Origin of the sequence: Pantoea sp. EKM101V, assembly GCF_011800325.1 — a bacterium.
In the GTDB taxonomy this organism is placed as follows: Bacteria; Pseudomonadota; Gammaproteobacteria; order Enterobacterales; family Enterobacteriaceae; genus Pantoea; species Pantoea anthophila.
Genome location: NZ_JAALFP010000003.1, coordinates 322,097 through 348,697, shown reverse-complemented (window position 1 = coordinate 348,697; position 26,601 = coordinate 322,097). Strand labels below are relative to the sequence as shown.

Genomic DNA, 26,601 nt, shown 5'->3' with positions numbered 1-26,601 from the left:
GATAATGGTTTTACTGAGTACATTAATGTTTTACAGAGTACAACAATGCGTTTTGCGTATCACGCGCAAAACGATGACAAAAATGTGAGGATCATCATGTCTGAAAAACAGCACATCACGACTTTCTCTGCCGATATCGAGCAGCAGACCGTAAAAAAGGTGGTCTGGCGCATTTTGCCATTTCTGATTGTCTGTTATCTGATTGCCATTATTGACCGCGGCAACATAGGCATGGCTTCGTTGCAGATGAACGAAGATCTGGGGTTGTCGAAAGCGGTGTTTGGCCTGGCGAGCAGCCTGTTTTTCGTTGGTTACTTCCTGTTTGAAGTCCCCAGCAACCTTGCGATGCAGAAGATTGGTGCAAAGATCTGGATCTCGCGCATCATGGTCTCCTGGGGCATCATCTCGGTCTGTACGGCCTTCGTCGAAAGCGCCAATACGCTCTATGTTCTGCGCTTCTTACTGGGTGCCGCTGAGGCAGGATTCTTCCCGGGCGTCATTCTTTATCTGACCTACTGGATCCCTGGCAAATACCGTGCACGCGTCATCGCGACCTTCATGGTGGCTATCCCTGCCGCGAACTTTATCGGCTCACCTATCTCAGGTCTGATTCTGTCACTCGATGGCTGGCTGGGCATGCGCGGCTGGCACTGGCTATTCATCCTGGAAGGCATTCCGGCCGTGGTGCTGGGTGTGGCCGCTTTCTTCATGCTGAGCAACCGCCCCTCTGATGCCAGCTGGCTGAATCAGGAGCAGAAAGCCTGGCTGAATACCACGCTGGAAGCGGAAAACGCGAAGAAAAAAGCGATTGGACACATCTCCCTGTGGAAGCTGCTGCGCCATAAACATATCTGGGTAATGGCGCTGATTTATGCAGGTGCCTCGGCGGCAGGTTCAACGCTGAGCGTCTGGTCTCCGCAGTTGCTGAAATCTTTCGGTCTGGACAACTTCACAACCGGTTTAGTGAATGCGATCCCTTACGGTCTGGCTTCTGTTCTGATGATTGTCTGGGGCAGAAGCTCTGACCGCAGCGGCGAACGTCGCTGGCACACCGCGCTGACGCTGTTTTTAATCGCAGGCGGTCTGCTCTCTGCATTCCTGACCAACACGCTGACCGGCAGCGTCGTGATTCTGTCGCTGGTGCTGATTGGTGCTTACTCAATGAAAGGGCCTTTCTGGGCGCTGGCTTCGGGCTGGATGTCATCCACGACGGCTGCGGCGGGTCTGGCTGCTATCGGGGCGATGGCTAACCTGATTGGCGGAGGATTGATGGTTAACGTTTACGGCATCATCAATCAGGCCACCGGCAGTCACACCCTGGCAATGCTGCCACTGGCTGTGCTCTGCAGCGTCGGCGGCATCGCCGTGCTGGTTATGGGACGCACCAAAAAATTAAACATTGAAGTTGAGAATACCGCTTCACCCGTCAGTAAATAACGTTGTCAGCCCGGAGATGCTGCTCGCCGCGTCTCCGGGCTTCTCCCTTCATTCATCGTCCTGCCGCCTCTTTTTCCTGATCGATCTCTTTGTGTGCAACACCCCCTCGCTTATTCAACAGCCATGTTAACTCGCCCATCTTTTCACTAAGCCACGCCTGGCGCTCCTGTAAGCCTGTGGCGGGTTGTCATCCCCCCTGAATGCCATCTGACGAAAGCGGGCCGTATGCAGGGGCTCACCTTCGGCGGGAGGAAGAGTGGTGTAAGGAGCGCTTGTTCAGCCAGAAGGGAGGTGCTGACAGTGAGTCTGGCCCTGCAGGGACAGGTGACGCTATCTGCGGGTGTTTAAAGCTGGAGTGGCGCGATGTGGCATCTGAATGCTGAGCGCGTTTGCAAGGTTGTGGCAGGCCACTGGGAGGGCAGAGGGAAAGTTTCAGAGGACAGGGCGGTAAAGCGGCAAGGGCATAGCCTGAAAGCCAGACAAAAGAGAGAACGCATAAAAAAACCGGCTAAACGGCCCAGGCGCCTGTTTAGCCGGTCAGAAAAAGCCGATCAGGAAACCGGACTTTCGTCTTTCACCGGTTCTGCCAGCACGTTCAGCACGTTTGTGGCTGCCACGGTGCCCATCTTCACGTAGGAGTTATCACTGACGCCACCAATGTGTGGCGACAGAATCACGTTGTCGACATTCTGCCAGATATGCGGGGCGGTCAGCGGTTCTGTGGCAAAGCTGTCCAGCGCCGCTGAGGCGATCGTGCCGTCATTCAGTGCCGCGATCAGGGCTTCATCATCGATCAGACCCCCGCGAGCCGTATTCACCAGAATGGCGCCTTTTTTACACAACGCCAGCGACTCTGCGTTGATCATCTTTTGGGTCTGTTCCGTCAGCGGGCAGTGCAATGAAATCACATCTGACTGACGCAGCAGATCGTCCAGCGAGGAGGAGACACACTCATCCGGGAAAGTGCGCGCATAGGGATCATAGGCCAGGACGTTCATGCCAAAAGCGCGGCCGATACGGGCCACGCGACCCCCTATCGCCCCCAGACCCACCAGTCCGAGGGTTCTGCCCTCCAGCTCCACGGATTTGTGGGTCGATTTATCCCAGTGTCCCTGACGCATGCGTTGATCCAGGGGGATCACCGATTTAGCGCAGGCCAGGATCAGCGCCCAGGCGTGCTCTGACACGGCAGCCGCGTTGGCACCCGGGGCCGACTGAACACTGATATGACGCTCAGCGGCGGCTTTCTGATCGATGACATCGATGCCACTGCCGTGTTTGGAGATAACGCGCAGAGCGGGGGCGGCGTCCATGATGCGGGCGTTAATCTTGCCGTAGCGGACGATAATCCCCACCGGGTTATGCTCCTGGCAGAGCTGAACCAGAGTCTCTTCGCCCGGCTGTTTGCCTGCATACACAATCGTGAAATCGTCGAGCAGGCTCACTGCCTGCGGTGCCAGATCGCTGGCGGTGACCAGAATGACAGGAGAAGAGGTCGTCATTACAGCACCTCCCCGTCAACCAGCATGCCAGCCGTAAGCAGCGCTTTCTCTAACCAGGGCGCGCGGAGATCGCCATCGCGAATGGCGGCGATGCGGCTGGTTTCGAAATCCAGTTTTTTCTGCGCGAGCTCGATCAGGGCCGGAACGGCTTCACGAGGCAGCACAACCACGCCATCGATGTCGCCAATCACCAGATCGCCCGGCTGAACTGCTGCGCCTGCTACTGAAACAGGGAAGTTAACCCGTCCCGCCACCGATTTGGTCGGGCCGCAGGGATTCAGGCCCGCGGCAAATACCGGGAAGCCATTGGTGCTCAATGCATCGGCATCACGAACCGCGCCATCGATAATAATCCCGGCAATGCCAGAGGCCTGCGCCTGAGTAGACATAATTTCGCCGATTAATGCGCAGCTGATGTCGCCTTTGCCATCAACCACAATCACATCGCCCGGCTGGGCAATAGCCAGTGCGGCGTGGATAGCGAGATTGTCACCCGGTCTGACTTCAACAGTGATAGCGGGGCCGGCAACTTTCATGGTGTGGGAAAGCGGTTTTACGCGTCCGTGCAGCGTTCCGCGTCGCCCGGCAACATCTGCCAGTATCGCGGCCTGAAACTGAGCAGCCTGTTTTACGAGCTCTGGCGCGATACGGGTAATGTCGCGATTGATGAAGGTATTATCTGCATGTGGCATAGATCATCCTCTTTCGTTTTACCAGGTACAACTTTGTTGTACAATATAAAACTACTATATCTATGTTAATTTGGATCACACCAGTGTTAAGCATTCATTTGTGATGTAAATACGATGTGAATCACAAATTACAGGGTAAACTGCCTGCCGTCGCAAACAGGAGAACCTGCTAATGGGGAATGAAGGCGTAATTGCCGTAGAAAAAGCGCTGGCGCTACTGGATTGTTTCAGGCCTGGCGAAGAGTCACTCACGCTGACCGCGCTGGCCCAGCTTTCCGGGTATCACAAAACGACGGTTTATCGCCTGATGAACTCACTGGAACGCATGAATTACGTTATCCGGCGCGACAACGGGGTTTATACCCTGGGACCGAGACTGCTCTATCTGGGCAAGCTCTATGAACAATCCTTCCATCTTGCCACTATCGTCCAGCCTGAGCTTCATGCCCTGGCGACGGCCACGGGTGAAAGCGCCACCTGGTATGTCATCGAGAAGGATCAGCGACTCTGTCTGTTCCGCGCGGAACCGTCAGAAGGCTTGCGGGAAACGCGTCTGCCCGGAACGTTTCTGCCGCTGGATAATTCAGCCATCGGAAAGGTGCTTCGCTGCTGGGGACGCAGAGAACCGCTGTTTGAGACTCAGCCGGAACTTCCGTTGTTTACCTCTGGTATCCGCGATCCGCATATCGCCTCATTATCACTTCCGGTGTTTGGTGAGGGCGACAATATGCTCGCGGCCCTGGCCCTGACCGGGCCCGCTTCACGCCTGACAGAGGCGAAACGCGACGGCGGTCTGGGTAAACTGATGAAAGAGGCGGCGCACAGGCTTTCCCTGAAATCGGGTGCGCGAAAAGCCTTCTGCGATGATTTTTATAAGATCTAGCGCAGCGCACCAGCGGTAACGTTACCGCTGGTGAGATAAGCCCGGCACCCGTGCAGATTTGCCGCGACGCCGGGTTCTGTGCGAAGGTTAAAGGCCCGCGCACGGGTGCGGGTAAATGAATGTCCCGCCCGATCGTGAAAAATCCCCCGCTTTCCCGTCTCAACATGAATTTCCTTCATGTTCATTGAAATTTAATCACTTTTTTTCACCCGCCCGTTGAGGCATAAAGTAAGAATTGTTAATAACTTTGAGAAATATGAATGCTTGTTAAGGGATAGCAAAGCTGCATAACCCTCTCAGCAACAATTCATATCAGCGACCAGGATACCCGATAGCGATGAACAACGATTTTGCCTTTACCATCAAGCGTATTCGTTTCGACGAAAATTATAACCCTTCAAAAAATACGCGCGCGACGACGAACTTTGCGAATTTAGCGCGTGGCGAAAAGCGTCAGGAAAATCTGCGCAATGCCCTGGTGATGATCGATAATCGTTTTAACTCGCTGGCGCACTGGGACAATCCAAAGGCTGACCGCTATTCCGTTGAACTGGAGATCATTTCTGCGGAGCTGAATCTGCAGGGTGGCGCTGACGGCGAAGCGTTTCCGGCTATCGAAATTTTAAAAACCTATATCGTGGATCATCACACCGGTGAGCGCAGCGAAGGCATTGTGGGAAATAATTTCTCATCCTACGTGCGTGATTATGATTTCAGCGTGGTGCTGGCAGATTTTAATAAAGGGCAGACTGAATTCAGCACGCCCGCGGATTTTGGCCAGCTGCACGGTAACATTTTTAAAAGCTTTGTTAACTCAGCGGTCTATAAAGAGAATTTCAGCAAATCACCGGTTATCTGCCTGAGCGTGTCCAGCAAAAACACCTATGTGCGCACCGGCAATCAGCATCCCATTCTGGGCATTGAATATCAGCAGGATGCGCCCTCACTGACCGATTTCTACTTCGGGAAAATGGGCCTGAAAGTGCGTTTCTTTATGCCGCAGGGCAGCGTTGCGCCGCTGGCGTTCTATTTCCACGGTGATCTGCTCAGCGATTACACCGACCTTGAGCTGATCGGCACCATCAGCACTATGGAAACGTTCCAGAAGATCTATCGCCCTGAAATCTATAACGCGAATTCCGCTGCCGGTCACTGCTATCAGCCGACGCTGCAGCATCAGGATTACTCATTAACCCGGATTGTTTACGATCGTGAAGAGCGCAGCCGGCTGGCTGTTGAGCAGGGGAAATTTACTGAGGCCCATTTTATTAAGCCTAATCAGACCCTGCTGGCGCAATGGTCCGCTGAATCCGTTCTTTAATTAAAATTAAAAGGTCACCTGCTATGAAAACCTTATTACCGACATCCACCGCCGGCAGCCTGCCAAAACCCTCCTGGATTGCACAGCCAGAGGTGCTCTGGTCACCCTGGAAACTGCAGGATGATGAGTTAGTGGCGGGTAAATTAGATGCGCTGCGTCTCTGCCTGGACGATCAGGTGCGGGCGGGGATCGATATCGTCAGTGATGGTGAGCAAACCCGTCAGCACTTCGTCACGACCTTTATCGAACACCTCAGCGGCGTGGATTTTGAAAAGCGCGAAGTGGTGCGTATCCGCAATCGTTATGATGCCAGCGTCCCGACCGTGGTGGGTGAAGTCTCCCGTCAGAAGCCGGTCTTTGTCGAAGATGCAAAGGTTTTACGTAAGCTGACCGATCGTCCGATTAAATGGGCGCTGCCGGGGCCGATGACCATGATCGATACCCTCTACGACAACCACTACAAAAGTCGCGAAAAACTGGCGTGGGAATTTGCAAAAATCCTCAACCAGGAGGCAAAAGAGCTGGAAGCCGCAGGCGTGGATATTATTCAGTTTGATGAGCCGGCTTTTAACGTCTTTTTCGACGAAGTTAACGACTGGGGTATTGCGGCATTAGAGCGCGCTGTCGAAGGGCTGAAGTGTGAAACCGCCGTGCATATCTGCTATGGCTATGGCATCAAAGCGAACACCGACTGGAAGAAAACGCTGGGAACCGAGTGGCGCCAGTATGAAGAGGTCTTCCCGAAACTGCAGCGCTCATCGATCGATATCGTCTCACTGGAGTGTCAGAACTCGCGGGTGCCGATGGATTTGATCGAGCTGATTCGCGGTAAAAAAGTGATGGTCGGCGCCATCGATGTGGCAACCCATAATATTGAGACGCCGGAAGAGGTCGCCAGTACGCTGCGCAAGGCGTTGCAGTTTGTGGATGCCGAAAATCTCTATCCTTCGACCAACTGCGGCATGATCCCGCTGCCGCGTCATGTTGCCAATGGCAAGCTCAACGCGTTGAGCGCAGGCGCAGAGATTGTCCGCAGAGAAATTCTGGGCAAATAAGCGTTTCCTGAGCCCGTTCAGTCCGGCGAATGATTTCATTTTCACAATGCGATCGGCCGGACTGAATCTTAATCCTGCTTTTGCCCGTCTCATTTCCCGCTAAACTCTTCAGCACTGCGCCCGTGCGCGATGACAAATGCGCATATAAACCGCTCAACCTGCCGGATTTCACCCGGACTATCCTGACCTGATCTTTATCGTCGCTGAATGATTCCGCCCATCAGGCGGACGACAGCATCACTGGTAAATGTTCGCCACAACCGATATAACAGATTGATAACAATCAATCTCAGAGGCAGTTATGGCGCTTTCGCATGAATTACTCCTGATTTTCACCACCTACTTTGTCGCCACGGCCAGCCCGGGTCCCAGCAATATGGCGATAATGGGAACGGCGATGAAAAAGGGCAGGGGAGCCGCCCTGGCGCTGGCAGCAGGTGTGGTGAGCGGCTCGATGATCTGGGCGCTACTGGCCGCCTGTGGCGTGCTGACGGTGCTCGCCACCTTCGCAAAGTTGCTGATTGTATTGAAGGTTGGCGGCGGGTTATATCTGCTCTGGCTGGCATTTAAAGCGGGTAAATCGGCCCTGCGCCGCACGGAAGCGACAGACATTGATGCCAGCACTGAGCGGGTCGCCTGGGGCAGACTGTTTCGCCAGGGAATACTCATGCATGTCGGCAATCCCAAGGCGATTCTCACCTGGGTGGCGATCATCTCTTTTGCCCTGAAGCCCGATATGGCTGCCTCCACGGTACCGCTGATCATCGCTGGCTGTGCAACGATCTGTCTGCTGGTGTTCGGTGGATATGCGCTGCTCTTCTCGACGGCGGTGATGAGCGCGTTCTATCGCCGCATCCGTCGCGGACTGGAGGCGCTGTTAGCCTGCTGCTTTGCGCTGGCGGGGCTGAAACTGGTGTTCAGTCGCCACTAAGTCGGGGATGGCCGTTCGCGACTTCTGCATGAAAATGGCACACCCTGTGCTGATGCAAACAACGGTTTCGCCAGGGTGTCACTGCAATCAGGGGGGCATCCGCAGCGGTGGCCTCTCTCATTACATCAACAAGGCGGTGAAATGAAAGGCTCGTGCTTGTGTGAAACGGTGGTTTTTGAGCTGGCAGCGCCACCCACGCTTTACTACCGTTGTCACTGTTCGCTGTGCAGAAAGCAGAGCGGAACCGGCTATAACCTGGCGACGCTGGTGAAAGCGGGGGAGTTCCGCTGGACTGGCGGAGAAGATCACCTGGCGTCATGGCAAAAAGCCAGCGGTTATCGCAACGATTTCTGCACCCGCTGTGGCTCCACCGTGCCCAACCCGCTGCGTGACCGGCCTTATGTGTGGATTCCTGTGGGTTTACTCAATGAGGCGGTGGATATGCAGTGTGTCGGCGACTTCTGCACCGATGATGCGATGCCCTGGGACACGACCCGCTCAGCAACCACCCATGCCGGACCGGTGCCGTCGCTGACGGCGCTGCTGACCCATCTGAAACTTGCTGATGAATCGCCATAGTTTCTCTGACGGTTTCTGTCTGCATTCCTGGCCGTTGGCTGGTTATGTTCCAGGGTGTTTTAGCTGAAGTCCCCACTCTTCCGCGCAGATATTCATGGCGCGAGGAGAACTGAGCAGCAGTTTTGGCAGCGTGAGCGAGTCATAGAGCTGCCTGTGCCGCTTCCGGTTCTGAGGGGCGATGCGGGCAATGTAGTTTATCATCGCCAGGCTTACCGGCTCTCTGTGAGTCCTGAGTCCCCCGATCCGCGGCGTGGAGGAGTAGCATCGCCGGACATAGCGCAGCAGCGCTAAGGGCACGCTGACATCCAGAAGAATCAGTCCGGTGGCCCGGGCGAGCCGTGCTTCAATACACTTGGTGTAGTTGCCTTCCATGATCCATCTCTCCTGACTGACTGCTTCGGCGTGTAAACGAAGGAACTCGTCCGGCTCCCTGGGCACCCACTGACTGCCTGGAATATGATGTAACTGATCCAGGTGCACCACAGGCAGACCTGTTTTGCGTGACAGGGCCTCAGCCAGCGTAGATTTTCCGCTGTTAGAAGGCCCGAGAATACAGATGCGTGGTCCCAGCGCGTCTGACGAGATTAGCCTGTTCACAGATAGCTCCCTGTTAAAATCCGGTAAATGCGCGCTGAGGGTAATTGCGTCTGCATCCGGAACAGCAATCCTACTCCACGGGTTCATCGCCTGGCGATAAGTCTCTCATAACCTGATAAAATCGGGCACAGGACAAATAAAAATCCCATGAACACATTTACAAATTTAAATGTGTAAATATAATGTCGCCTCTTCAAACACCAGAGGATTTTTTAGTCATGCCATCACTTTTTACCCCCCTGAGCCTGGGCGACCTTCAGCTCCGTAACCGCATCGTTCTGCCGCCGCTGACCCGCTGCCGCAGTGAGCAGCCAGGCAATGTTCCCGGTCCGATGATGGTGGAATATTATCGCCAGCGCGCCAGTGCCGGACTGATGATCACTGAAGGCACCCAGATTGAGCCTCGCGGGCAGGGCTATGCATGGACGCCGGGGATACACAGTGAAGCGCAGATTGCGGGGTGGAAAAAAGTCACCGAAGCAGTGCATCAGGAAGGTGCCACTCTTTTCTGCCAGCTCTGGCACGTGGGGCGGGTGTCCCATAATGAGCTTCAGCCAGGAAAAGAGGCCCCGGTTGCGCCGTCAGCGATAGCCGCCGATAACGTCCGGGTCTTTATTGAAACCGGACCGGGTGCCGGAATGTTAACCGCGCCCAGCGAGCCGCGGGCACTGACGAACGCGGAAGTGAAAGAGATTGTGGCGCTTTACCGGCGGGCGGCGGAGAATGCCAAAGCGGCCGGGTTCGATGGCGTTGAGCTTCACTCCGCCAACGGCTATCTGATTAATCAGTTTATTTCTGAGCACACCAACTTCCGCACGGATGAATATGGTGGCTCGCCTGAGAATCGTCTGCGTTTTCTGCGTGAAGTGGTTGAAGCGGTAAGTTCGGTCTTTGGCAGTCATCGTGTCGGCGTCCGGTTTGCCCCGCTTTTCAGCAGCACGGACGAAGATCGCGTCTATCTGGGCCTGGTCGAAAGTGATCCGCATGCGACTTATATCCGCGCCGCGCAGCTGCTTAATGAGCTGGAAATCGGTTATCTCTCTATCGCCGAGGCGGACTGGGATAACAGTCCTGACCTGCCGGAGAGCTTCCGGATTGCGCTGCGGGAAACCTTCCGCTCGCCCATTATCTACTCAGGCCGTTACACCGCCGAAAAAGCACAGCGGATGCTGGATAAAGGCTGGGGTGACCTGTTTGGTTTTGGCCGCACCTTTATCGCCAACCCCGATCTGCCCGCGCGGATTAAAGCAGGCAATCCGCTGAATCCTGTGGATCACACCTCCCTGTATGGCGGAACGGAGAAAGGGTATACTGACTACCCTGTTTATCCATCCTGATGTTTTGTGAGGCGGCATGTCACCCGAAGAGGCCCTGAAGTTACTGGCCAATCCCACCAGAATGGCCGTGCTGATGTGGCTCAAAAACCCTGACGAAGCGTTTGCGGGCTATGCCCAGCTCTATCCCTTCGACCAGTATGGCGTCTGTGCCAGTCTCATCCAGGACAAGGCGGGCTTATCACAGCCCGCCACCTCGTTATGCCTGAAAGCCCTGCAGAGTGCCGGACTGGTGGAAACCAGCAAAGTGGGTAAATGGACCTACTATCGCCGCGCCGAACCGCGTATTCGGGAAGTCACCGACGCGGTGACGCACTCCCTGCAGGCGCTGCTATAGACGTCGCCGCGCGCCTCTGATCCGGTAGCGACATCTTTCCTTGTCTCTCTCTTTCTGCGTCGCGCCCCTGCACACTGCTTGACGAAGCTGTTCGCTTCACTTACAACTAAACCCGTCAGGGGAGTCTCGCCGGAGAGACTGAGAGGCTGATAGCGCACCCGCGCGGCTCAGCGACCCTTAGAACCTGACCCAGTTGATACTGGCGTAGGAAGACGGGTATCGCATCAGATACTTGCCGCAGGAGCGCATTCGCGTCGCTTCTGCCTATTCCCTCTGTATCACGGGTCTTCGTTAACGGATAACGAGGCGAATGTGACCCACTCAATCCTGAATCTCTCTTCTTCTGTGGCGGGCAGCCAGGGCCGCTGGTCGGTGCTGGGCAGCGGCGTCGCCGGACTCTGTGTCGCCACCCTGCTGGCGGAACGGGGAGAAGCTGTCGAAATTATTACTCAGCCTGACTGCCGGGCAGCCTCGCACTGGGCGGGCGGCATGCTCGCGCCCTGGTGCGAGGCAGAAAGTGCACCGCCAGAGGTGATCGAATGGGGCCAGCATGCCGCGGGCTGGTGGGCAAAGCGTGTCGATGGCGTGGTGCAGCAGGGCACGCTGGTGGTTGCACCGCCGCGTGACAGCCGTGAGCTGACGCGCTTTGCCAGCATGACGCAGCAGCATCAGTGGGTGGCCCCCGGCGACGTTGAACCGGCGCTGGAAAACCGCTTCGCTCGCGGCCTTTTCTTCGCCCGGGAAGCGCATCTCGACCCGCGTCGGGCGCTGCAGCAGCTGCAGGATACGCTCAAAGAGGCGGGCGTGCCGTTTCACAGCGGTCAGCCCGGCGGAAAGATTATCGACTGTCGCGGCATCCACGCCGCCGATCAGCAGCCCGCGTTGCGTGCCGTGCGCGGCGAAATGGTGATCCTCCATACCCCCGACATTTGCCTCTCCCGTCCCGTCCGGCTGCTCCATCCGCGCTTTCCCTGCTATCTGGTGCCTCGTGCCAATGGGCACTTCATGCTGGGTGCCACCATGGTCGAAAGCCATGACAGCAGCCCGATTAGCGCGAAAGCGATGATGGAGCTGCTGAGCGCCGCTTACAGCCTGCATCCGGCGCTGGCTGAAGCGCGTATCGTCGAGAGCGGCACCGGGTTGCGTCCTGCTTACCGGCAGAATCTGCCGGAGGTGCGCTACGAAAATGGCCGCTTCTCGCTTAACGGCCTCTACCGACACGGCTTTTTACTGGCCCCGATAATGGCTGAAAACCTTATGCGGCGACTGACTCAGGAGACACCCCATGCGAATTGAACTCAACGGACGCGCGATCGAAACCGGCGCAACAACCCTGGCGGAGCTGATGCAGGAGCAGCAGATCGATCCGCGCACCGTCGCCACCGCCCTGAACGGTGAGTTTGTGCCGCGCACCCGTTACGCCAGCCAGCGACTTGAGGCCGGGAATCAGCTGGAAATTCTGTCCCCGATGCAGGGAGGTTAATCATGTTTTATCAGTTTGCACCGACATCCCGTTTTCTGCTCGGCACCGCCGGTTACCCCTCGCCGGAGATTCTGCATCAGGCGATCGACGCGTCAGGCGCGGAGATCATTACCGTGAGCCTGCGACGAGAGGGGCGGGAAGGCGCGGCCTTTCGCACGCTGCTGCAACAGCTCAACAAACGGATTCTGCCGAATACGGCCGGCTGCCATTCGGTTAAGGAGGCGGTGACCACGGCGCAGATGGCGCGTGAACTGTTTGATACCCCCTGGATCAAGCTGGAGGTGATTGGTCATGCCGACACGCTGCAACCCGACCCCTTTGCCCTGGTGGAAGCCGCCCGCATTCTCTGCGCTGACGGATTTCAGGTGTTTCCCTACACCACGGAAGATCTGATTGTCGGTGAAAAACTGCTGGAAGCCGGCTGTGAAGTGCTGATGCCCTGGGGGGCGCCGATTGGCTCCGGCCAGGGACTGCGCAATATCGAGGGGCTGCGCGCCATGCGTGCCTGGTTTAAGGATATTCCGCTGATTATTGATGCGGGGATCGGCGCACCGGGCCAGGCGGCTCAGGCGATGGAGATGGGCTTTGATGGCGTGTTGCTCAACACGGCCGTAGCAAAAGCTCGCGATCCGGTCCGGATGGCCGGTGCCTTTGCCGCCGCGATCCATGGGGGACATGAGGCGTTTCAGGCCGGGCTGATGGAGCCGCGCGATATGGCATCGGCCTCCACGCCCCTGTTTGGTCTGGCACAGTTCAGTTAAGGAGCGCCAATGGATCGTTATCAGCGACAGACGATGTTACCGGAAATTGGTGATGCGGGGCAGCAGCGACTGAGCAGGGCGCGGGTGCTGGTTGTGGGCGCAGGCGGTCTCAGTGCCACGCTGCTGCCCCTGCTGGCAGGTGCCGGAGTAGGGTTCATTCGTCTTTACGACGGCGATCGGGTTGAACTGCACAACCTTCACCGGCAGACGCTGTTTGGTGTGGACGATGTCGGGCAGCCAAAAGCCCTCTGCGCGCAGCGTGCACTGGCGCAGCGAAACCCTGAGTGTGAAGTCGACGCGCATCCGCAGTCACTGAGCGCCAGTCTGCTGCCGCAGGCGCTGGCGGAGATTGATGTGGTGGTGGATGCGGCGGATAACTTTGCCATTACCTATCAGCTTTCGGACGCCTGTTATGCGCGCGGCCTGCCGCTGATCTGTGCCTCAGTGCTGGGGCGCAAAGGCTATGTCGGCGGATTCTGCGGTGGTGCGCCCGGCTATCGCGCGCTGTTTCCACACTTGCCCACTGCATCGGCTGACTGTAACACCGCGGGCGTTATGGGGCCTGCGGTGGCGACGCTGGGGGCCATGCAGGCACAGATGGTGCTCACGGTATTGCTGAAACTGACGCCTTCACCGCTGGGTTGTATGATCCACTGCGACCTGGCCTCGTGGCATATGCGACAGTTCCGCTTTGACGATGCCCCGGAACCGGAGGCGCCGGGCACGCCGTTCATCGACCTGGCCATGCTCACTGGTGAGGACTGCATTGTGGAGTTGCGCAGCGCCGAAGAGGCCCCGGTCAGCGTGGCGGAAGGGGCGTTGCGCATTCTGCCAGAGCAGATCGCCGGCTGGCAGCCGCCTGCCGATCGACGCGTGGTACTGGTGTGCGCCAGCGGAATGCGGGCCGCGCGTGCGGCTGAAAATCTTGCCGCACGCGGGGTCACGCGTCTGGCGCTGATGGCGGCAAAGGCGCTGTAACTGCCGGTTCAGATCACCTCGACCAGCTGGAACGTTTCGAAAATCAGCTCCATCTCAGGGTGAAAAGAGCCTTCCCGCTGAAAGTATCGCTGATGTTCCTGACGCCAGTAGTCGAGGCTGAGATCGCCTTCACCTTCAAGCATCGCCATCTCCGGCGTCACACGGTCAAAGCGCGTCAGGAACAGCCCGGTGGTGCGGATCACGCAGACGGGCTGCTGTTCACCGTTGAGAACAATGCTGTAACCGCCCGGCTGGGGCAGTTTTTCCTGATCCTGCCAGCTGGCTGCCGATCCACAGGTGGCCACTTTTTTACCCGCAATAATCAGCGTACTTAACGCGTTCGCCAGCTCGGGTGAATCACCAAATGCATCGACCATCGCATCCGGATATTTTTCCTGCAGTTGTTCCAGCGTCATCGCCATCAGCAAATCCTTATGAAAGTGGGTACGTGCCTGCATCATTGGAGCAGGCTGCCTGTCGCCGAACAGCTTACCCGGCATTCCGGCAGGAAAACAGGCGAATCTCCGGGATAAGCCGTTTTGCCCGCCGATGTCGTGCACAAGCGCCGCTGTCAGGCAAAGCAGTGGCTCAGGAGAGACGAACTAGCGTTTCAGGAAGCTCGCCCACTGCTCAATGTCATCACCGCTGCTAATCTCAGGCTGCACCAGGCCGTTAACCATAAAGGTAGGAGAGACGTGAATGCCATTCTGGCGGGCGTATTTGCAATGCCACTTGATGGCGTTCTGCAAATCGGGCCGATCAAATGCCGCCATGGCGTCGACGCCACTGTAGGTTTTCAGGCGTTCCAGAATCTGATTCGGGGTGGCATCGCGGTTCGGACCGGTGCAGTGGTCGGTAAATTCAAACTCTTCGCGGTGATCGGCAACGGCCTGCATCACCTGTCTGGCGGCCGTTTTACTTTCGCAGGCCGCGGCGAGGATATAGCGCACAACGAGACCCGAATAGAGGTGCCACGGCTGGGATTGCAGACGGATCTTCAGAGTGATGTTCTCTTCGCCTGCGTGCGCCAGTAAGGCGTCGAATTTATTGAAAGCGCGAACGGAAAACGGACAGGTAGGTTCCAGAAAGACTTCGAAGATCGCAGGACCCTGACCCCAGACCAGAACATCAGCGTGCTGATTCATTAACCACTCCTTAAGTTTAAACGTAACGGGAAGTCGTTTTACTCTGGCAAATCTGCGGCACAGCAGCCAGTTAAGAATGGGGCTCAATTGTTACAAAAATCGGCAATCAGAAGCGGAGCCGCAGGTAACAGGCGACAGGCAGGGCTCTGAATCGTTAGAATTATCCGTTCTGGCAATCTTCGCCGCGGGTTCTGGACGGCCGCTGGCGAGTCGCTATAGTTAATCAGCAGCGTTCATTCGCCTGAATGAGAAGATCCTTTCTGTGACTTCCCTGTCGGGGATACACGGGAAGCGGATACGTGTTAGAAGAGGCTAAATTTGTATACCGATCTCACCTGGAAAACACTCTATCGCATTATTAACCAGACGATCGCGGACATGCTGGATGAACAGCAGACCCTGGATGTCCTGTCACTGCGCGCCCGTCTGCTTGAACGGGCGGAAAAAGAGGAGGATGAGGTGATGGTGCTCTGCTACTGGCAGGCCTGCAAAATACTGAGGCGTTTACCTGCCACCGTGACTGCCAGCCAGTTAATGCTGGCTGCCCGCCATGCTTTTCGTGCGCCGCTGGATAACGATCTGCCCTGAGTGAAGCGGACTGGTGCGCGTCAGCCGTGAACATAACAGAAAGGGCGACGCCTGAACCGGAGAGAGATCCCTGCGGGTCTTAGCGCAGAGCGCCCATTCATACCTGATTTAACGATGGACTGCTTAAAGATCCCCATTCTGGAATTCATAAATATTTTTTGAAAATATAATGGGTAATTAAAGTGATCATATTATTTATCACATCCTGTCGTTTATTTTCCGACTATTTAAGTCGGGATTGCTGGAATTGATCCTGCTCAATTAACCTCCTCAATATTAAATCTCAGAGCCGGATAAATCTGCTCGTTTAAGTTTCGTCTATCTTTGTTTAATTAATATACCCGCAACATAGTAAACAGCGCGTTATTATGTTGGCGCATTCTTATCGATGCATATTTATCCATCAGGTGGTTGGTTGCGGCCACTTTGCATGTTCTGAAAAGAGAAACAGTTGATGAATATCAGAAAACGTATTCTGCCAGTGGCGCTGGCGGGCCTTATGATTTCCGGATCAGCATTCGCCACCCCGACTGACGGCCCATCCCCTATTAATACGAATCCGGGAACGGCAGCGGGAACGCAGGGAGCCGGTGGTGAAGTTAAATTTACCGGTGAAATTACCGATGTATCCTGCAACGTGACAACCGCCAGTAGTAAGCAGAGTATTGATTTAGGTAAATGGGCCAAATCCTATTTCGAAAGCCGTACGGAAACCACTGAAACGCCGTTCACTATTTCAGTCACAGACTGCCCGACATCCGTCAAAAAAGTGGCGGTGCTTTTCGATGGCGATAAAGACAGTGGCGACAGTACCCTGCTTAAAGTTGCCAGCGGCGGGGCGTCCGGTGTCGGCGTGAAACTTTATGAAGCTGACCGTCAGACTCAGGTGGCTATCGGCGCCGTCTCCAAAAACGTTGATGTAGTGGCAGCCAGCACGGGGGGGCACGCCGATTTAAAATTCTATGCTGATTACAAAAGTGACGGTGCCGCTATTAATGTGGGCGCGGCCAATGCCGTATCAAATTTTGTGATGGTTTATAACTGATTCATAGCAGGGGCAACCCTGCTTTCCCTCCGTAATTCAATGGCGTAACGCTCTATGATTAAGGTAATAAGAATTATTTCGCTCATTTCGGCGTGTCTGCTTCATCTTGCGGCGCATGCAGGTGTGGTGATGGGAGGGACCCGGGTTATTTTTACTGAAGGAAAAAAGGAAGCCACACTGTCGGTGACAAATCAGGATAAAACGACACCCTATCTGATCGAATCCTGGATCGAGAATGCTGATAAAAATAATCACACCCGCGTCCCTTTTATTGTGACGCCCCCGCTGTTTCGCCTGGATGCCAATAAAGAGAACCTGCTCAGGATTAATTATCTGGGCATGCCACTGCCGAAAGATCGGGAGTCTGTTTTCTGGCTGAATGTCAAATCGATCTCACCCACACCGCGCGATAAAAGCAATCAGCTGCAGGTCAATATTAAATCGAAATTTAAACTCTTTTTCCGGCCAAAAGGGCTGGCGGGAAATCCGGCTGACGCCTGGCAGGATATCGCGTTTCGCCAGCAGGGCAACCAGCTGGTTGCGCATAACCCGACGCCCTATTTCGTCTCCTTTTACACGCTGAGCGTGAATCATCAGGCGATCAACGATCCCGGCATGATTGGTCCGGGTGAAGATCGTCACTGGACGGTCAGCCATGCCGGCCCGGTGAGCTGGTCTGCCATCAATGACTATGGCGGCGTTACTGAAGAACGTACACGCTGATGGGTTTTGTTGTTGTTTTAATGATCTGATGCCGGGGCCTTAACCGTGAAAGTGACACAGCACGCGCAGTTAAAGAAGAGAAAACATGCAAAGACGTGGCATGCCTCTTCATGGCTGGCGGGTGTGCCGGGAGTGATACTGATGGTGTTCTGCCCGTTGCGGGCTGCCCGCGCCGACGACTACTTTAATCCGGCGGCGCTGGAGTTTTCATCCGATCAACACACGGCCGCCGATCTGCACTATTTCGCCCGTGAGGGCGGCCAGCAGCCCGGCACCTATCATGTCTCGCTGTTGCTCAACAACAGAGTGATCGATAGCCGTGATGTCTCTTTTATTGAGGGTAAAAACGGGCTGATTCCCCAGCTGACGGTAGCCGATCTCTCCGCGATGGGGGTAAACGTTGAGGGTTTCTCTGCATTCAGCCACCTGAAGAAAGATGAGGCGATTGCTGAGCTGGGCGATTATATTCCCGATGCCTCAAGTGACTTCGATTTTGCGCACCAGCAGTTAAACCTTTCCATTCCGCAGATTGCCCTGAAGATGAAAGATCGTGACTATGTCGATCCCGCCAGCTGGGATGAGGGCGTATCAGCGGCTTTCGTGGACTATAACCTCTCTGGCAGCAGCGGCCGCAATCAGAATGACCACTGGAACTCGACGCTGCTGAGCCTGCGCAGCGGGGCTAATCTTGGCGCATGGCGTCTGCGTAACACGTCCAGCTGGCGCTACGATCTGGTCAGTCACTGGCAGTCTCAGACGACCTGGCTGGAGCGGGATCTTAAGACGCTGAAAAGCCAGTTCCGGGTCGGTGATACCTACACCTCAGGTGACGTATTTGACAGCGTGCAGTTTCGGGGGGTGCAGATGATGTCTGATGACACCATGCTTCCCGAAAGTCAGCGCGGCTTTGCCCCGGTGATCCATGGCATTGCCCACAGTAATGCACGGGTGACGGTGAGTCAGCATGGTTATGTGATTTATGAAACCGTGGTCGCACCGGGTGCTTTCGAGATCAAAGATCTCTATCCCACCGCTCAGAGCGGCGATCTTGATATCACTATCCATGAAAGCGATGGTTCGGTGCGCACCTTCACCCAGCCTTACTCTGCGGTGCCTTATATGCTGCGTCAGGGACATCTGAAATATAGCGTCAGCGGTGGTCGTTATCACTATTCAGGCAGTCACAATCTGCGCTCACCTGAATTTGTCCAGTCCACGCTGTTTTACGGGCTGCCGCATGACTTTACTGCCTTTGGTGGCGTACAGCTCGCGCAAAACTATCATGCTGTGGCGGCGGGGCTGGGCAAGAGTCTGGGTGATTTCGGCTCGCTGGGAATGGATGTGACCTTCGCCAGCACCCGGTTACCGCAGGGGCTGAGCCGAAGTGGTCAGTCCGTGCGCGCACAGTATCAGAAAAATTTTGCCTCCACGAATACCACTTTCAGCATGGCCAGCTATCGCTACTCCTCCAGCGGATTTTATGCCTTCAGCGAAGCCAATGCGCTCACCAGCCCGGCGAGTTTTGTCGATAACAAGCGCAGTCGTTCAGAAATTGCCGTCTCCCAGGGTATCGGTGACGCTGGCAGTCTCAGTGCGTCTGCCTATATGCAGCGCTACTGGCGATCAAACAGAAACGACCGCACCCTGCATCTGGGTTTCTACAGCAATTATAAAGCCATCTCCTGGGGCGTGGCCTGGTTTTACACCGACTCGACCCAGGCCCGGAAAGCTGACCGCGCTATCTCCTTCAATATTTCGGTTCCACTGAGTGCCTTACTGCCGGACAGTTCGGTCAGTTACAGCATGAATGCCAGCAATCGCGGGGATGTCTCGCAGCAGGTCGGCCTGTCAGGCAGTGCATTGCAGAACAATAACCTGCACTACACCCTGCAGCAGGGCCACGACAGTCAGGGGCAGAATGTGAACAGTAGCGGCTCGCTGGACTATCGCGGCAGTCAGGGCAGCGTCAGTGTCGGAGTTGGTCATGATCGTCACAGTACGCAGTACAGCTATGGTCTCTCGGGCGGGATCGTGGCCCATGTGCACGGCGTGACGCTAAGCCAGCCGCTGGGGGATACCTTCGCGATTGTCCGGGTTTCGGATACCGCCAATGTGGGTATCCAGAGCGGCAGCAATGTGTTCACGGACGGCCGCGGCTATGCAATTGTGCCTTCACTCTCGCCGTATCATGAAAATGCCATCGAGCTGGAAACTGAAACGCTGCCCGACAATGTAGACGTGGAACTGGATGGGCAAACGGCTATCCCGACCCGCGGGGCGATTGTGCTGGCTGACTACGCGACCCATGTGGGGAACCGGGTGCTGTTCACGCTTACCAGGCAGCATACCTTCCCGCCTTTTGGTGCCACAGGGCAGATTGCAATCCATGCCGGGGGGAATCAGAGCAGCACAAGCGGCATTGTCGCAGAAAAGGGCGAACTCTATCTGAGCGGTGTGCCCGCTCAGGGGACGGTTGAAGTGAAGTGGCAGGAAGAGGGGAAACAGAAAAGCTGTCGCGCGCCGTTCCGCCTGTCTGACGCCAGCGGCACGAATCCGGTCAGACTGGTCTCTGCGGTTTGCCAGTAATTCACAGGAGTTTCAGATGAAATCAATTCAGCGTGTCATTAAAGGGATCGTGCTGCTCATCCCGGCACTGGTCTGCTGGCCCTCTCTGGCCCAGGAGTCGTGTCAGGGGGTAAGCCAGGTGGTCGTGCAGGTGCATAACGTCAATTATGTGCCGGGCGCCGCTGACGGCACCCCCATCTCTGCGCAGATGCCCGTGCAAAGTACGAATGCCTTTACCTGCAATAAAAACAGCGGTGAGCAGGGCTATGCCTGGAAAGATATGGGGTTTCAGATTAATGCTGAAGAGTCAGGATTACAGACCTCAATTGCGGGAGGGCACACGACGCCAATCTATCGCGTACCGGGTGTTGAGAGCATCGGATTCGCGATCGGATTTAAAGAGCCTTCATATTGCAACAGCGGCTTTTTCGACACTACCGGCAAAGGCAAAACCAGTTCGATCTGTAACTCGCAGGTCAGTCCACAGTTCAATGCGGCACACGACATCAAACTGCAGTCCTATGTGGTGTTTTACAAAATTCCGGGGCAGCGTTCACCACTGAATCCAGGCAACCAGCCTGCTAATGTCGGTGAGGTAAACATCGGTAATGCCAGCTTAAAGGTGGGGAACAGTGCGGCCAGCAGCCAGCCGATTAACGACAAGCCGCAGCTCTTTCTCTCCAGCTTCACGGTGCAATATGGCAGCTGTGCCGTTGTCACATCCCAGTCTGCGATTAACGTGGAGATGGGAAAAGTGAGTAAGGCGGAGTTCACCGGCATCGGCAGCCGGGCGGGAAGCGAAAAAAGTTTTCAGATTCAGGTGATGTGCGAACACAGCGCCGCAGTCAAAGTGGGCTTTTTTGGCATGGCGACCGCTGGCGACAAGGATGCCATCAGCCTGACACCACAGAGTAACGCCGCGTCAGGGGTGGGCATTGCCCTGACCTATGGGCCCGGTCTGCAGGTCGCAGAAGGCCAGCGCGTGCCGCTGAATGTGCCGACCGATCAGCTGCCGGTGCTGACTACCGTCTCCTCACCCAATCAGGCGAAGTCGATGTCGTTTAATGCCCAATATATTCAGACCGACAGCCAGGTGATGGCGGGTAAAGCGGACGGGACCGTCACCTTTAATCTGGTGTATAACTGAGCCGTTGCCGCTGACGCGGATTCACCGGTTATGGCGACCGGTTTCCCTTCCGGGTCCGGCTACCTGGGTTATCCGCTTTATCATCTGCAGTAATTGTTAAAACCCGCCAAACCCGCCCGGCTGTTTTGGCCAATCTCTGTTAAAATTGAACCTCTGCGCCACTTTGCAGGATGCATGTTCGGGAGAAGCTATGTTGTGGATTTGGAATGCCCTGATTGTTCTGGTCACCGTGATCGGCATGGAGATAACGGCTGCGCTGGCGCACAAATATATTATGCATGGCTGGGGCTGGGGCTGGCATCTGTCGCATCATGAGCCGCACAAGGGCTGGTTCGAGGTTAACGATCTTTATGCTGTGGTGTTCGCGGGCCTGTCGATTTTACTGATCTGGCTGGGCAGCACGGGCGTCTGGCCGTTGCAGTGGATCGGCGCCGGAATGACGCTCTATGGCCTGCTCTACTTTATTGTTCATGACGGCCTGGTTCACCAGCGCTGGCCCTTCCGCTATGTTCCGCGCCGGGGCTATTTACGTCGGCTCTATATGGCGCACCGGATGCATCACGCGGTGCGCGGAAAAGAGGGGTGTGTCTCGTTTGGCTTCCTCTATGCGCCACCGCTGTCAAAACTGCAGGCGACGCTGCGTGAACGTCACGGCGTTAAACGGGGCGCTGCCAGAGGTGAGCGGGGCGTGGAGCAGGACGCGCCATCCGGGAAGTGACCGCCTGACCTGACGCCGCCATCAGCATGACCAGTTTCTCGGGTGTGCTGGTGGACAGGCGCTGATCCCACGCCGCTGGCCCTGCCTGAATCACCTTCATGCCGATTTTACGATAGACCTGCTTCGCGGTTGCGATTGCCCATGCCGATCGCAGCGGCAGGCCTGGCAGACCTGCCGTGGCCGAGTGATAGTAGGGCTCCGCCGTTTCAACCAGGCGACGGGCGACGCGGCTTAGCGCCTGACGGTGTTGCGGCGCGGCCAGAGTTTCCCGTGTAAGCCCCTCTTCAGCCAGCCACGCTTCAGGCAGATAACAGCGGTCTGCGGCCGCATCTTCGACGATGTCCCGGGCAATATTGGTCAGCTGAAACGCCAGACCGAGATCGCAGGCGCGATCCAGCGTGACCCTGTCGCGCACCCCCATGATCTGCGCCATCATCAGACCGACCACGCCCGCCACGTGATAACAGTAGCGCAGCGTGTCGTCCAGGGTCTGATAGCGCGTCTCACGCACATCCATCGCAAAACCGGCCAGATGAGCAAAGGCGTAGTCAGGCAGAATATCGTGCGCCATCGCCACCTCCTGAAAGGCCGCAAAGGCAGGCTCATGCATCTGCAACCCGGCATAAGCCTGACGGGTTTTTGTCTCCAGCTGCGCCAGACGCTGTTCGGCGGAGAGTCGCGACGGCGTATCGTTGCTGAAGCCCAGCACCTGATCGTCAATCACATCATCACAGTGACGGCACCAGGCGTAGAGCATCAGCACACTGCGTCGGGTTTTGGCATCGAACAGTTTCGATGCCGTGGCAAAACTTTTTGAACCCACTTCCATAGTTTCTACAGCATGATCGAGCAGTGACGGACTGTTCAAGCCAGATCCTCCAGCATCAATCCTGCCGTGGCTTTCGCCGAGCCCACCACGCCAGGAATGCCTGCGCCCGGATGCGTGCCTGCGCCGACCAGGTAGAGGTTACTGAGGTGTTTATCGCGGTTATGTGGCCGGAACCAGGCGCTCTGGGTCAGGATGGGTTCAACCGAGAAGGCGGAGCCCTGATAGGCGTTCAGCTCATCGCGGAAATCGAACGGCGTAAAGATGCGGTGCGTCACCAGCTGACTGCGCAGGCCCGGCATGTAGTGCTGTTCCAGATAGTCAAAAATACGGTCGCGCAGGCGCGGACCTTCAACCGCCCAGTCGATATCAGCCGTGCCGAGATGCGGCACCGGGGCCAGCACGTAGTAGCTGCCGCAGCCTTCCGGAGCCAGTGAGGGATCGGTGACACAGGGGGCATGCAGGTAGAGCGAGAAGTCCTCGGCCAGGCCATCACGATTGAAGATCTCATCGATCAGTTCACGATAGCGCGGGCCGAAGCAGACGGTGTGGTGAGCCAGCTGGTCATGATGATGATTCAGGCCAAAATAGAGCACAAACAGGGAGTTGCTCATGCGCTTGTTCTGCAGTGTCTTTCCCTGAGCCACAGAAGGGGGATGCTGACGCAGCAGATCATGATAGGTGTGTACCACGTCTGCGTTGGAGGCGACGGCGCGGGTCGGGAGTACCCGGCCATCTTCGAGATGGACGGCCGTAATCCGGTTTTCCTGCGTTTCCAGTCGGGCCACGCTGGCATTCAGTTCCACTTCGCCGCCCAGATCCTCGAACAGTTTTACCATGCCCTGCACCAGTGCGCCCGTGCCGCCGCGCGGGAACCAGACTCCCCATTCACGTTCCAGCGCATGAATCAGCGTGTAGATGGAGGAGGTGGCAAAGGGATTGCCGCCGACCAGCAGCGAGTGAAAGGAGAACGCCTGACGCAGGTGTTCATCCTCAATGTAGCTTGCCACCTTGCTGTAAACACTGCGCCAGGCCTGCAGTTTTGCCAGCTGCGGCGCGGCACGCAGCATGTCGCGGAACGAGAGAAACGGCACGGTGCCCAGTTTCAGATAGCCTTCGGCGAACACAGCGCGGGAGTAAGCCAGAAAACGGCGATAGCCTTCGACATCACGCGGATTAAAGGCGGCGATCTGCGCTTCCAGTTCGGGCTGATCGTTGTCATAACTGAAGACCCTGCCGGACTCCCAGCAGAGACGATAAAAGGGCCTGACCGGCAGCAGCTCAACATAGTCAGCGAGCTTTTTACCCGCCAGCGTAAATAACTCTTCAATCGCGCTGGGATCGGTGATCACCGTCGGGCCGGCATCAAAGGTGTATCCCTGGTCCTGATAAACATACGCCCGGCCGCCTGGCTTATCGCGCTTCTCCAGCAGTCGGGTGGGAATGCCTGACGCCTGAAGGCGAATCGCCAGCGCCAGACCACCAAAGCCTGCGCCAATTACTGTCGTTCTGTTCATTGCATCGCCTGTTGACGGTGAGGAGTCATGATAGCCTGTAACGCCGCCAGTACGGGGACCGGGGGCTTGCCGCTTAAAATACGCAGCCGATCAGGCAAAGTAAGTTTTCCCGCATAAAAACGGGCGATCAGACCTTCGGGAAGGCCATAAAAACGTTGCATCACCTGCCAGCGCTGCCCGGCCGGCCCCGCCAGAAACAGCATCCGGTTCAGCATGCGAAAGAAGCGCTGCTGCTGCCAGGCCTGGGAGGCCACCTGTCTGATAGTGGCGTTGAGTGAGGCCGATGTCATTACGGGCATCTCCGCCAGCCGATCAGCCAGCGCCACTGCCAGCGGCAGTGAGTAGCCGGTGGTGGGATGAAACAGCCCGGCGCGTAAGCCGCTGCACGGCAGGTCACGCTTCTGCCAGAATGCGTCAACGTCGCCTGTCAGCGTGATGGGCAGGGCACCCTGTTCCTCGCGCAGCAAACGGGCCAGCTGCCAGCCCTGCTGCGCCGCATAGTCACGAATATTCTGGCGGGCGCGTTCACCGTCCAGCGTGGCGCGGTCGATATAATGGGTGTCTTCAATCAGCAGCGTATCGGCCGAAAAGGGCAGGCTGTAGACAAAGCGATAGCCGGCCTGCTGGTCAACCGTGGCATCCATAATAATTGGCGCGGTCAGCCCGTGTGGAGCACCCAGCTGCCACTCCTGGCCGACAAACGACTGGAAGCCCATGCGCAGCGCGCCATCGGGCTGGTAGCCCCGGCCATCAATCACGGCACCCGCTTCCACTACCCGCCCATCCTCCAGCGTAACCGAGTGTGAATCGAGCGTTGCGACACGCGTATTCAGCAGCAGGTCAGCGGCAAAGTGATCACGCATGACCTGAGCGAAGCGCTCTGCGGTGACACAAAAATAGCCACTGTTCAGATGGCGCTGACGTTGCGGAAAGCGCACCTCATAACCGGGCCAGTGATGCACCACCAGCGGGGCGATCCAGCGGTGCTGCGCTTCAGTCAGGTCGTCTGCATGAAAGGACCAGGTGTGATGGGCGCCAGGCTGACTCTCCGCGTCAATCAGCAGTATGCGCAGCGACGGGCGCTGCTGGCGTAGGCGCAGCGCAATCAGCCCGTTGGCCAGCCCCGCGCCCACCAGGATCAGATCATACCGTGGCATAGGCACTCCCGTTCAGCACGGGCTGGCGGGTCAGCATCGCCTGCTCGACGATATCCGCTGCCAGCGAGGCACCACCCGCCTGACGAAGCGCGGCGCGCAGGGGCTTCATCTGCTCAGCATAGTGCGTATCCGTCAGTAAGGTCTGAAGCTGGCGGGCCATGGCGTGGCTGGTGGTAAAGCGTGAGGCGCGGCGCCCGATACCGTGCCAGACCACCCTGGCTGCCACGCCCGGCTGATCGAAGGCCAGCGGGATTGTCAGCAGAGGCGTCAGATGGTTAATCGCATCCAGCACCGTGTTCATGCCGCCGTGGGTAATGGCCAGGTCAGCCTGGGCCAGCGCGGCGGCCTGGTCAGCAAAATCGACAACCTGAACATGACTGGCCTGCGCCAGTTTCTCCGCCTGAAACGGCGACAGGCGGCCACAGTGGGCCAGCAGTAACTGCGCGTCGATCTCCTGACAGGCGCGGACGATCGTTTTAAACAGGCCGTAACGGTGTCCCTGCAGGGTGCCGAGGGAAGCAAAAATGCGCGGCCTGTTGCCATGCGGAAAATAGCGCGGCTGTGCGGCCTGGGGCGCGTCCGGGGCGCGCAGCGGGCCAACAGCATGAAAATGGTCGGGCAGCGCCTGACGGGGAAAATCCAGCGCCGGGATCAGCTGGCTGATCTGTGCCAGCGGAGAAAAACAGTGGTGCAGCTTTTCCCGCGGTGACAGCCCCATTGCATGGGCGTTACGGGCGATTACCCTGTCGTGGCGGCGCATCAGCCAGTCGTAGATTTTTTCACTGGCACGATAACGTTCGCGCGCCTGGTCGCTGGTGCCATAGTCAAACGGCATCACTGCCAGCGGGAAATCCGCTTCACGGTTAAGCGGCAGGGCACAGGCCACCGAAACATAAGGCAGATCGAGTGCTTCAGCGGCCAGCGCGCCGGCAGGCTCCATCTGATCGACAATCACGCCATCCACTGCCAGCGTATTCAGCACCACCGGCAGTTCGCGACAGAGCATATCGCTGCTGCGCGCCATCTCACTGATCAGTTTCAGCATCGACGGGCCAAGGGGGTGTGCAGCCAGCTGCAGGGTATGCGCCAGACTCCCGGCAGGATGCGAGGTTAAGCCCAGCGGAAAAAAGCCGATGCGGCGGTCGGTGAGCAGTGCGCTGACGTCCGTCTGCTGAATAAAGGTAATACGGTGTCCGCGTGCTATCAGGGCCTGGCTGAGATGCTGAAGCGCCTGCACATGGCTATAGAAGGGCGGTGCAATAACCGCAAAGTGGCTCATG

The 26,601-nt window shown here is 56.9% G+C and carries 27 protein-coding genes and 1 riboswitch; of the genes, 18 read left to right on the top strand and 9 right to left on the bottom strand.

The annotated features are described in order from the left end of the window. Nucleotides 1–96: 96 nt before the first annotated feature. Nucleotides 97–1,437 carry an MFS transporter gene (locus tag HFD92_RS07830; RefSeq protein ID WP_033736842.1) on the top strand — a complete coding sequence of 447 codons (1,341 nt, stop codon included), beginning with the start codon at nucleotides 97–99 and terminating at the stop codon, nucleotides 1,435–1,437. Nucleotides 1,438–1,988: 551 nt separating this feature from the next. On the opposite strand, the gene HFD92_RS07825 is transcribed toward HFD92_RS07830, so the two are convergent. Then, entirely contained in the window at nucleotides 1,989–2,939 is a 951-nt protein-coding gene (locus HFD92_RS07825; protein ID WP_167428684.1) for a hydroxyacid dehydrogenase, read from the bottom strand. Further along, nucleotides 2,939–3,631, bottom strand: a complete 693-nt coding sequence (locus HFD92_RS07820) for an RraA family protein (RefSeq protein WP_167428683.1) — start codon at nucleotides 3,629–3,631, stop codon at nucleotides 2,939–2,941. Before HFD92_RS07820 ends, HFD92_RS07825 begins: the two co-directional genes overlap by 1 nt. 172 nt (nucleotides 3,632–3,803) lie before the next feature. On the opposite strand from HFD92_RS07820, the gene HFD92_RS07815 reads away from it, so the two are divergent. From HFD92_RS07815 to HFD92_RS07795, 5 genes are all read left to right on the top strand, one after another. Beyond that, a complete protein-coding gene (locus HFD92_RS07815) occupies nucleotides 3,804–4,514 on the top strand; it encodes an IclR family transcriptional regulator (protein WP_009093107.1) in 711 nt (236 codons plus the stop codon). A gap of 337 nt (nucleotides 4,515–4,851) precedes the next feature. Further along, nucleotides 4,852–5,835 carry a DUF1852 domain-containing protein gene (locus HFD92_RS07810; RefSeq protein ID WP_046102876.1) on the top strand — a complete coding sequence of 328 codons (984 nt, stop codon included), beginning with the start codon at nucleotides 4,852–4,854 and terminating at the stop codon, nucleotides 5,833–5,835. 23 nt (nucleotides 5,836–5,858) lie between these two features. Then, the gene (locus HFD92_RS07805; RefSeq protein ID WP_009093105.1) at nucleotides 5,859–6,890 is read left to right on the top strand and encodes a methionine synthase; all 1,032 of its coding nucleotides are present in this window, start codon (nucleotides 5,859–5,861) and stop codon (nucleotides 6,888–6,890) included. 301 nt (nucleotides 6,891–7,191) lie between these two features. After that, nucleotides 7,192–7,821 (top strand): LysE family translocator, encoded by a 630-nt coding sequence (locus HFD92_RS07800; RefSeq protein WP_167428682.1) that lies wholly within the window; start codon nucleotides 7,192–7,194, stop codon nucleotides 7,819–7,821. A 141-nt stretch (nucleotides 7,822–7,962) separates the two neighbouring features. Continuing rightward, a complete protein-coding gene (locus HFD92_RS07795) occupies nucleotides 7,963–8,400 on the top strand; it encodes a GFA family protein (RefSeq protein WP_009093102.1) in 438 nt (145 codons plus the stop codon). Nucleotides 8,401–8,442: 42 nt separating this feature from the next. On the opposite strand, the gene HFD92_RS07790 is transcribed toward HFD92_RS07795, so the two are convergent. Continuing rightward, nucleotides 8,443–8,997 (bottom strand): AAA family ATPase, encoded by a 555-nt coding sequence (locus HFD92_RS07790; RefSeq protein WP_167428681.1) that lies wholly within the window; start codon nucleotides 8,995–8,997, stop codon nucleotides 8,443–8,445. A 218-nt stretch (nucleotides 8,998–9,215) separates the two neighbouring features. Here HFD92_RS07790 and HFD92_RS07785 point away from each other — a divergent pair, with 218 nt between their 5' ends. The 6 genes from HFD92_RS07785 (at nucleotide 9,216) to HFD92_RS07760 (ending at nucleotide 13,890) form a co-directional block, all read left to right on the top strand. After that, entirely contained in the window at nucleotides 9,216–10,334 is a 1,119-nt protein-coding gene (locus HFD92_RS07785) for an alkene reductase (protein WP_167428680.1), read from the top strand. A 16-nt stretch (nucleotides 10,335–10,350) separates the two neighbouring features. Next, entirely contained in the window at nucleotides 10,351–10,668 is a 318-nt protein-coding gene (locus tag HFD92_RS07780; RefSeq protein ID WP_009093099.1) for a helix-turn-helix transcriptional regulator, read from the top strand. 107 nt (nucleotides 10,669–10,775) lie between these two features. Beyond that, nucleotides 10,776–10,896: riboswitch (TPP riboswitch) on the top strand. Between the two features lie 84 nt (nucleotides 10,897–10,980). Further along, a complete protein-coding gene (locus tag HFD92_RS07775) occupies nucleotides 10,981–11,964 on the top strand; it encodes an FAD-dependent oxidoreductase (protein WP_185185193.1) in 984 nt (327 codons plus the stop codon). After that, nucleotides 11,954–12,151 (top strand): sulfur carrier protein ThiS, encoded by a 198-nt coding sequence (gene thiS, locus HFD92_RS07770; RefSeq protein ID WP_009093097.1) that lies wholly within the window; start codon nucleotides 11,954–11,956, stop codon nucleotides 12,149–12,151. Before HFD92_RS07775 ends, thiS begins: the two co-directional genes overlap by 11 nt. Before the next feature lie 2 nt (nucleotides 12,152–12,153). Beyond that, complete coding sequence (locus HFD92_RS07765; protein ID WP_167428679.1) at nucleotides 12,154–12,912, top strand: thiazole synthase; 759 nt, start codon at nucleotides 12,154–12,156, stop codon at nucleotides 12,910–12,912. Nucleotides 12,913–12,921: 9 nt separating this feature from the next. Continuing rightward, a complete protein-coding gene (locus HFD92_RS07760) occupies nucleotides 12,922–13,890 on the top strand; it encodes a HesA/MoeB/ThiF family protein (protein WP_167428678.1) in 969 nt (322 codons plus the stop codon). 8 nt (nucleotides 13,891–13,898) lie between these two features. On the opposite strand, the gene HFD92_RS07755 is transcribed toward HFD92_RS07760, so the two are convergent. Both HFD92_RS07755 and HFD92_RS07750 read right to left on the bottom strand, forming a co-directional pair. Continuing rightward, nucleotides 13,899–14,312 carry an ASCH domain-containing protein gene (locus HFD92_RS07755; protein ID WP_046102990.1) on the bottom strand — a complete coding sequence of 138 codons (414 nt, stop codon included), beginning with the start codon at nucleotides 14,310–14,312 and terminating at the stop codon, nucleotides 13,899–13,901. Between the two features lie 180 nt (nucleotides 14,313–14,492). Next, nucleotides 14,493–15,035 carry a thioredoxin domain-containing protein gene (locus HFD92_RS07750; protein ID WP_167428677.1) on the bottom strand — a complete coding sequence of 181 codons (543 nt, stop codon included), beginning with the start codon at nucleotides 15,033–15,035 and terminating at the stop codon, nucleotides 14,493–14,495. A 318-nt stretch (nucleotides 15,036–15,353) separates the two neighbouring features. Here HFD92_RS07750 and HFD92_RS07745 point away from each other — a divergent pair, with 318 nt between their 5' ends. The 6 genes from HFD92_RS07745 to HFD92_RS07720 all read left to right on the top strand — a co-directional run bounded on the left by HFD92_RS07745 (nucleotide 15,354) and on the right by HFD92_RS07720 (nucleotide 21,821). Beyond that, a complete protein-coding gene (locus HFD92_RS07745; RefSeq protein WP_046102883.1) occupies nucleotides 15,354–15,623 on the top strand; it encodes a hypothetical protein in 270 nt (89 codons plus the stop codon). Nucleotides 15,624–16,077: 454 nt separating this feature from the next. Beyond that, nucleotides 16,078–16,668 carry a fimbrial protein gene (locus HFD92_RS07740; protein ID WP_009093091.1) on the top strand — a complete coding sequence of 197 codons (591 nt, stop codon included), beginning with the start codon at nucleotides 16,078–16,080 and terminating at the stop codon, nucleotides 16,666–16,668. 54 nt (nucleotides 16,669–16,722) lie between these two features. Continuing rightward, nucleotides 16,723–17,391, top strand: a complete 669-nt coding sequence (locus HFD92_RS07735) for a molecular chaperone (protein ID WP_167428676.1) — start codon at nucleotides 16,723–16,725, stop codon at nucleotides 17,389–17,391. 141 nt (nucleotides 17,392–17,532) lie between these two features. After that, a complete protein-coding gene (locus HFD92_RS07730; RefSeq protein WP_167428719.1) occupies nucleotides 17,533–19,977 on the top strand; it encodes a fimbria/pilus outer membrane usher protein in 2,445 nt (814 codons plus the stop codon). A 16-nt stretch (nucleotides 19,978–19,993) separates the two neighbouring features. Further along, entirely contained in the window at nucleotides 19,994–21,103 is a 1,110-nt protein-coding gene (locus HFD92_RS07725; protein WP_167428675.1) for a fimbrial protein, read from the top strand. 190 nt (nucleotides 21,104–21,293) lie between these two features. Beyond that, a complete protein-coding gene (locus tag HFD92_RS07720; RefSeq protein ID WP_009093087.1) occupies nucleotides 21,294–21,821 on the top strand; it encodes a sterol desaturase family protein in 528 nt (175 codons plus the stop codon). Here the strand turns inward: HFD92_RS07720 and crtB are convergent. The 4 genes from crtB to HFD92_RS07700 are packed head-to-tail and all read right to left on the bottom strand — an operon-like array spanning nucleotide 21,760 to nucleotide 26,600. After that, a complete protein-coding gene (gene crtB / locus HFD92_RS07715; protein WP_167428674.1) occupies nucleotides 21,760–22,689 on the bottom strand; it encodes a 15-cis-phytoene synthase CrtB in 930 nt (309 codons plus the stop codon). The two genes, HFD92_RS07720 and crtB, sit on opposite strands and share 62 nt — an antisense overlap. Continuing rightward, on the bottom strand, nucleotides 22,686–24,164 hold the full coding sequence (locus HFD92_RS07710; RefSeq protein ID WP_046102889.1) for a phytoene desaturase: 1,479 nt from the start codon (nucleotides 24,162–24,164) through the stop codon (nucleotides 22,686–22,688). The genes crtB and HFD92_RS07710 overlap by 4 nt, the downstream gene beginning before the upstream one ends. Then, nucleotides 24,161–25,321 (bottom strand): lycopene beta-cyclase CrtY, encoded by a 1,161-nt coding sequence (gene crtY / locus HFD92_RS07705; RefSeq protein WP_167428673.1) that lies wholly within the window; start codon nucleotides 25,319–25,321, stop codon nucleotides 24,161–24,163. The genes HFD92_RS07710 and crtY overlap by 4 nt, the downstream gene beginning before the upstream one ends. Beyond that, nucleotides 25,308–26,600: a glycosyltransferase gene (locus HFD92_RS07700; protein ID WP_150028997.1), complete on the bottom strand. Its 1,293-nt coding sequence runs from the start codon at nucleotides 26,598–26,600 to the stop codon at nucleotides 25,308–25,310. The genes crtY and HFD92_RS07700 overlap by 14 nt, the downstream gene beginning before the upstream one ends. Between the last annotated feature and the right edge of the window lies 1 nt (nucleotide 26,601).

Excerpts from the sequence above, each read along its gene's own strand:
- HFD92_RS07700 (WP_150028997.1), bottom strand. The coding sequence starts at position 26,600 with ATGAGCCACTTTGCGGTTATTGCACCGCCCTTCTATAGCCATGTGCAG.
- HFD92_RS07750 (WP_167428677.1), bottom strand. The coding sequence starts at position 15,035 with ATGAATCAGCACGCTGATGTTCTGGTCTGGGGTCAGGGTCCTGCGATC.
- HFD92_RS07760 (WP_167428678.1), top strand. The coding sequence starts at position 12,922 with ATGGATCGTTATCAGCGACAGACGATGTTACCGGAAATTGGTGATGCG.
- HFD92_RS07735 (WP_167428676.1), top strand. The coding sequence starts at position 16,723 with ATGATTAAGGTAATAAGAATTATTTCGCTCATTTCGGCGTGTCTGCTT.
- HFD92_RS07815 (WP_009093107.1), top strand. The coding sequence starts at position 3,804 with ATGGGGAATGAAGGCGTAATTGCCGTAGAAAAAGCGCTGGCGCTACTG.
- HFD92_RS07785 (WP_167428680.1), top strand. The coding sequence starts at position 9,216 with ATGCCATCACTTTTTACCCCCCTGAGCCTGGGCGACCTTCAGCTCCGT.
- HFD92_RS07830 (WP_033736842.1), top strand. The coding sequence starts at position 97 with ATGTCTGAAAAACAGCACATCACGACTTTCTCTGCCGATATCGAGCAG.
- HFD92_RS07800 (WP_167428682.1), top strand. The coding sequence starts at position 7,192 with ATGGCGCTTTCGCATGAATTACTCCTGATTTTCACCACCTACTTTGTC.
- HFD92_RS07810 (WP_046102876.1), top strand. The coding sequence starts at position 4,852 with ATGAACAACGATTTTGCCTTTACCATCAAGCGTATTCGTTTCGACGAA.
- HFD92_RS07725 (WP_167428675.1), top strand. The coding sequence starts at position 19,994 with ATGAAATCAATTCAGCGTGTCATTAAAGGGATCGTGCTGCTCATCCCG.
- HFD92_RS07710 (WP_046102889.1), bottom strand. The coding sequence starts at position 24,164 with ATGAACAGAACGACAGTAATTGGCGCAGGCTTTGGTGGTCTGGCGCTG.
- HFD92_RS07730 (WP_167428719.1), top strand. The coding sequence starts at position 17,533 with ATGGTGTTCTGCCCGTTGCGGGCTGCCCGCGCCGACGACTACTTTAAT.
- HFD92_RS07720 (WP_009093087.1), top strand. The coding sequence starts at position 21,294 with ATGTTGTGGATTTGGAATGCCCTGATTGTTCTGGTCACCGTGATCGGC.
- HFD92_RS07795 (WP_009093102.1), top strand. The coding sequence starts at position 7,963 with ATGAAAGGCTCGTGCTTGTGTGAAACGGTGGTTTTTGAGCTGGCAGCG.
- HFD92_RS07820 (WP_167428683.1), bottom strand. The coding sequence starts at position 3,631 with ATGCCACATGCAGATAATACCTTCATCAATCGCGACATTACCCGTATC.
- HFD92_RS07780 (WP_009093099.1), top strand. The coding sequence starts at position 10,351 with ATGTCACCCGAAGAGGCCCTGAAGTTACTGGCCAATCCCACCAGAATG.
- HFD92_RS07805 (WP_009093105.1), top strand. The coding sequence starts at position 5,859 with ATGAAAACCTTATTACCGACATCCACCGCCGGCAGCCTGCCAAAACCC.
- HFD92_RS07825 (WP_167428684.1), bottom strand. The coding sequence starts at position 2,939 with ATGACGACCTCTTCTCCTGTCATTCTGGTCACCGCCAGCGATCTGGCA.
- thiS (WP_009093097.1), top strand. The coding sequence starts at position 11,954 with ATGCGAATTGAACTCAACGGACGCGCGATCGAAACCGGCGCAACAACC.
- HFD92_RS07765 (WP_167428679.1), top strand. The coding sequence starts at position 12,154 with ATGTTTTATCAGTTTGCACCGACATCCCGTTTTCTGCTCGGCACCGCC.
- crtY (WP_167428673.1), bottom strand. The coding sequence starts at position 25,321 with ATGCCACGGTATGATCTGATCCTGGTGGGCGCGGGGCTGGCCAACGGG.
- HFD92_RS07755 (WP_046102990.1), bottom strand. The coding sequence starts at position 14,312 with ATGGCGATGACGCTGGAACAACTGCAGGAAAAATATCCGGATGCGATG.
- HFD92_RS07740 (WP_009093091.1), top strand. The coding sequence starts at position 16,078 with ATGAATATCAGAAAACGTATTCTGCCAGTGGCGCTGGCGGGCCTTATG.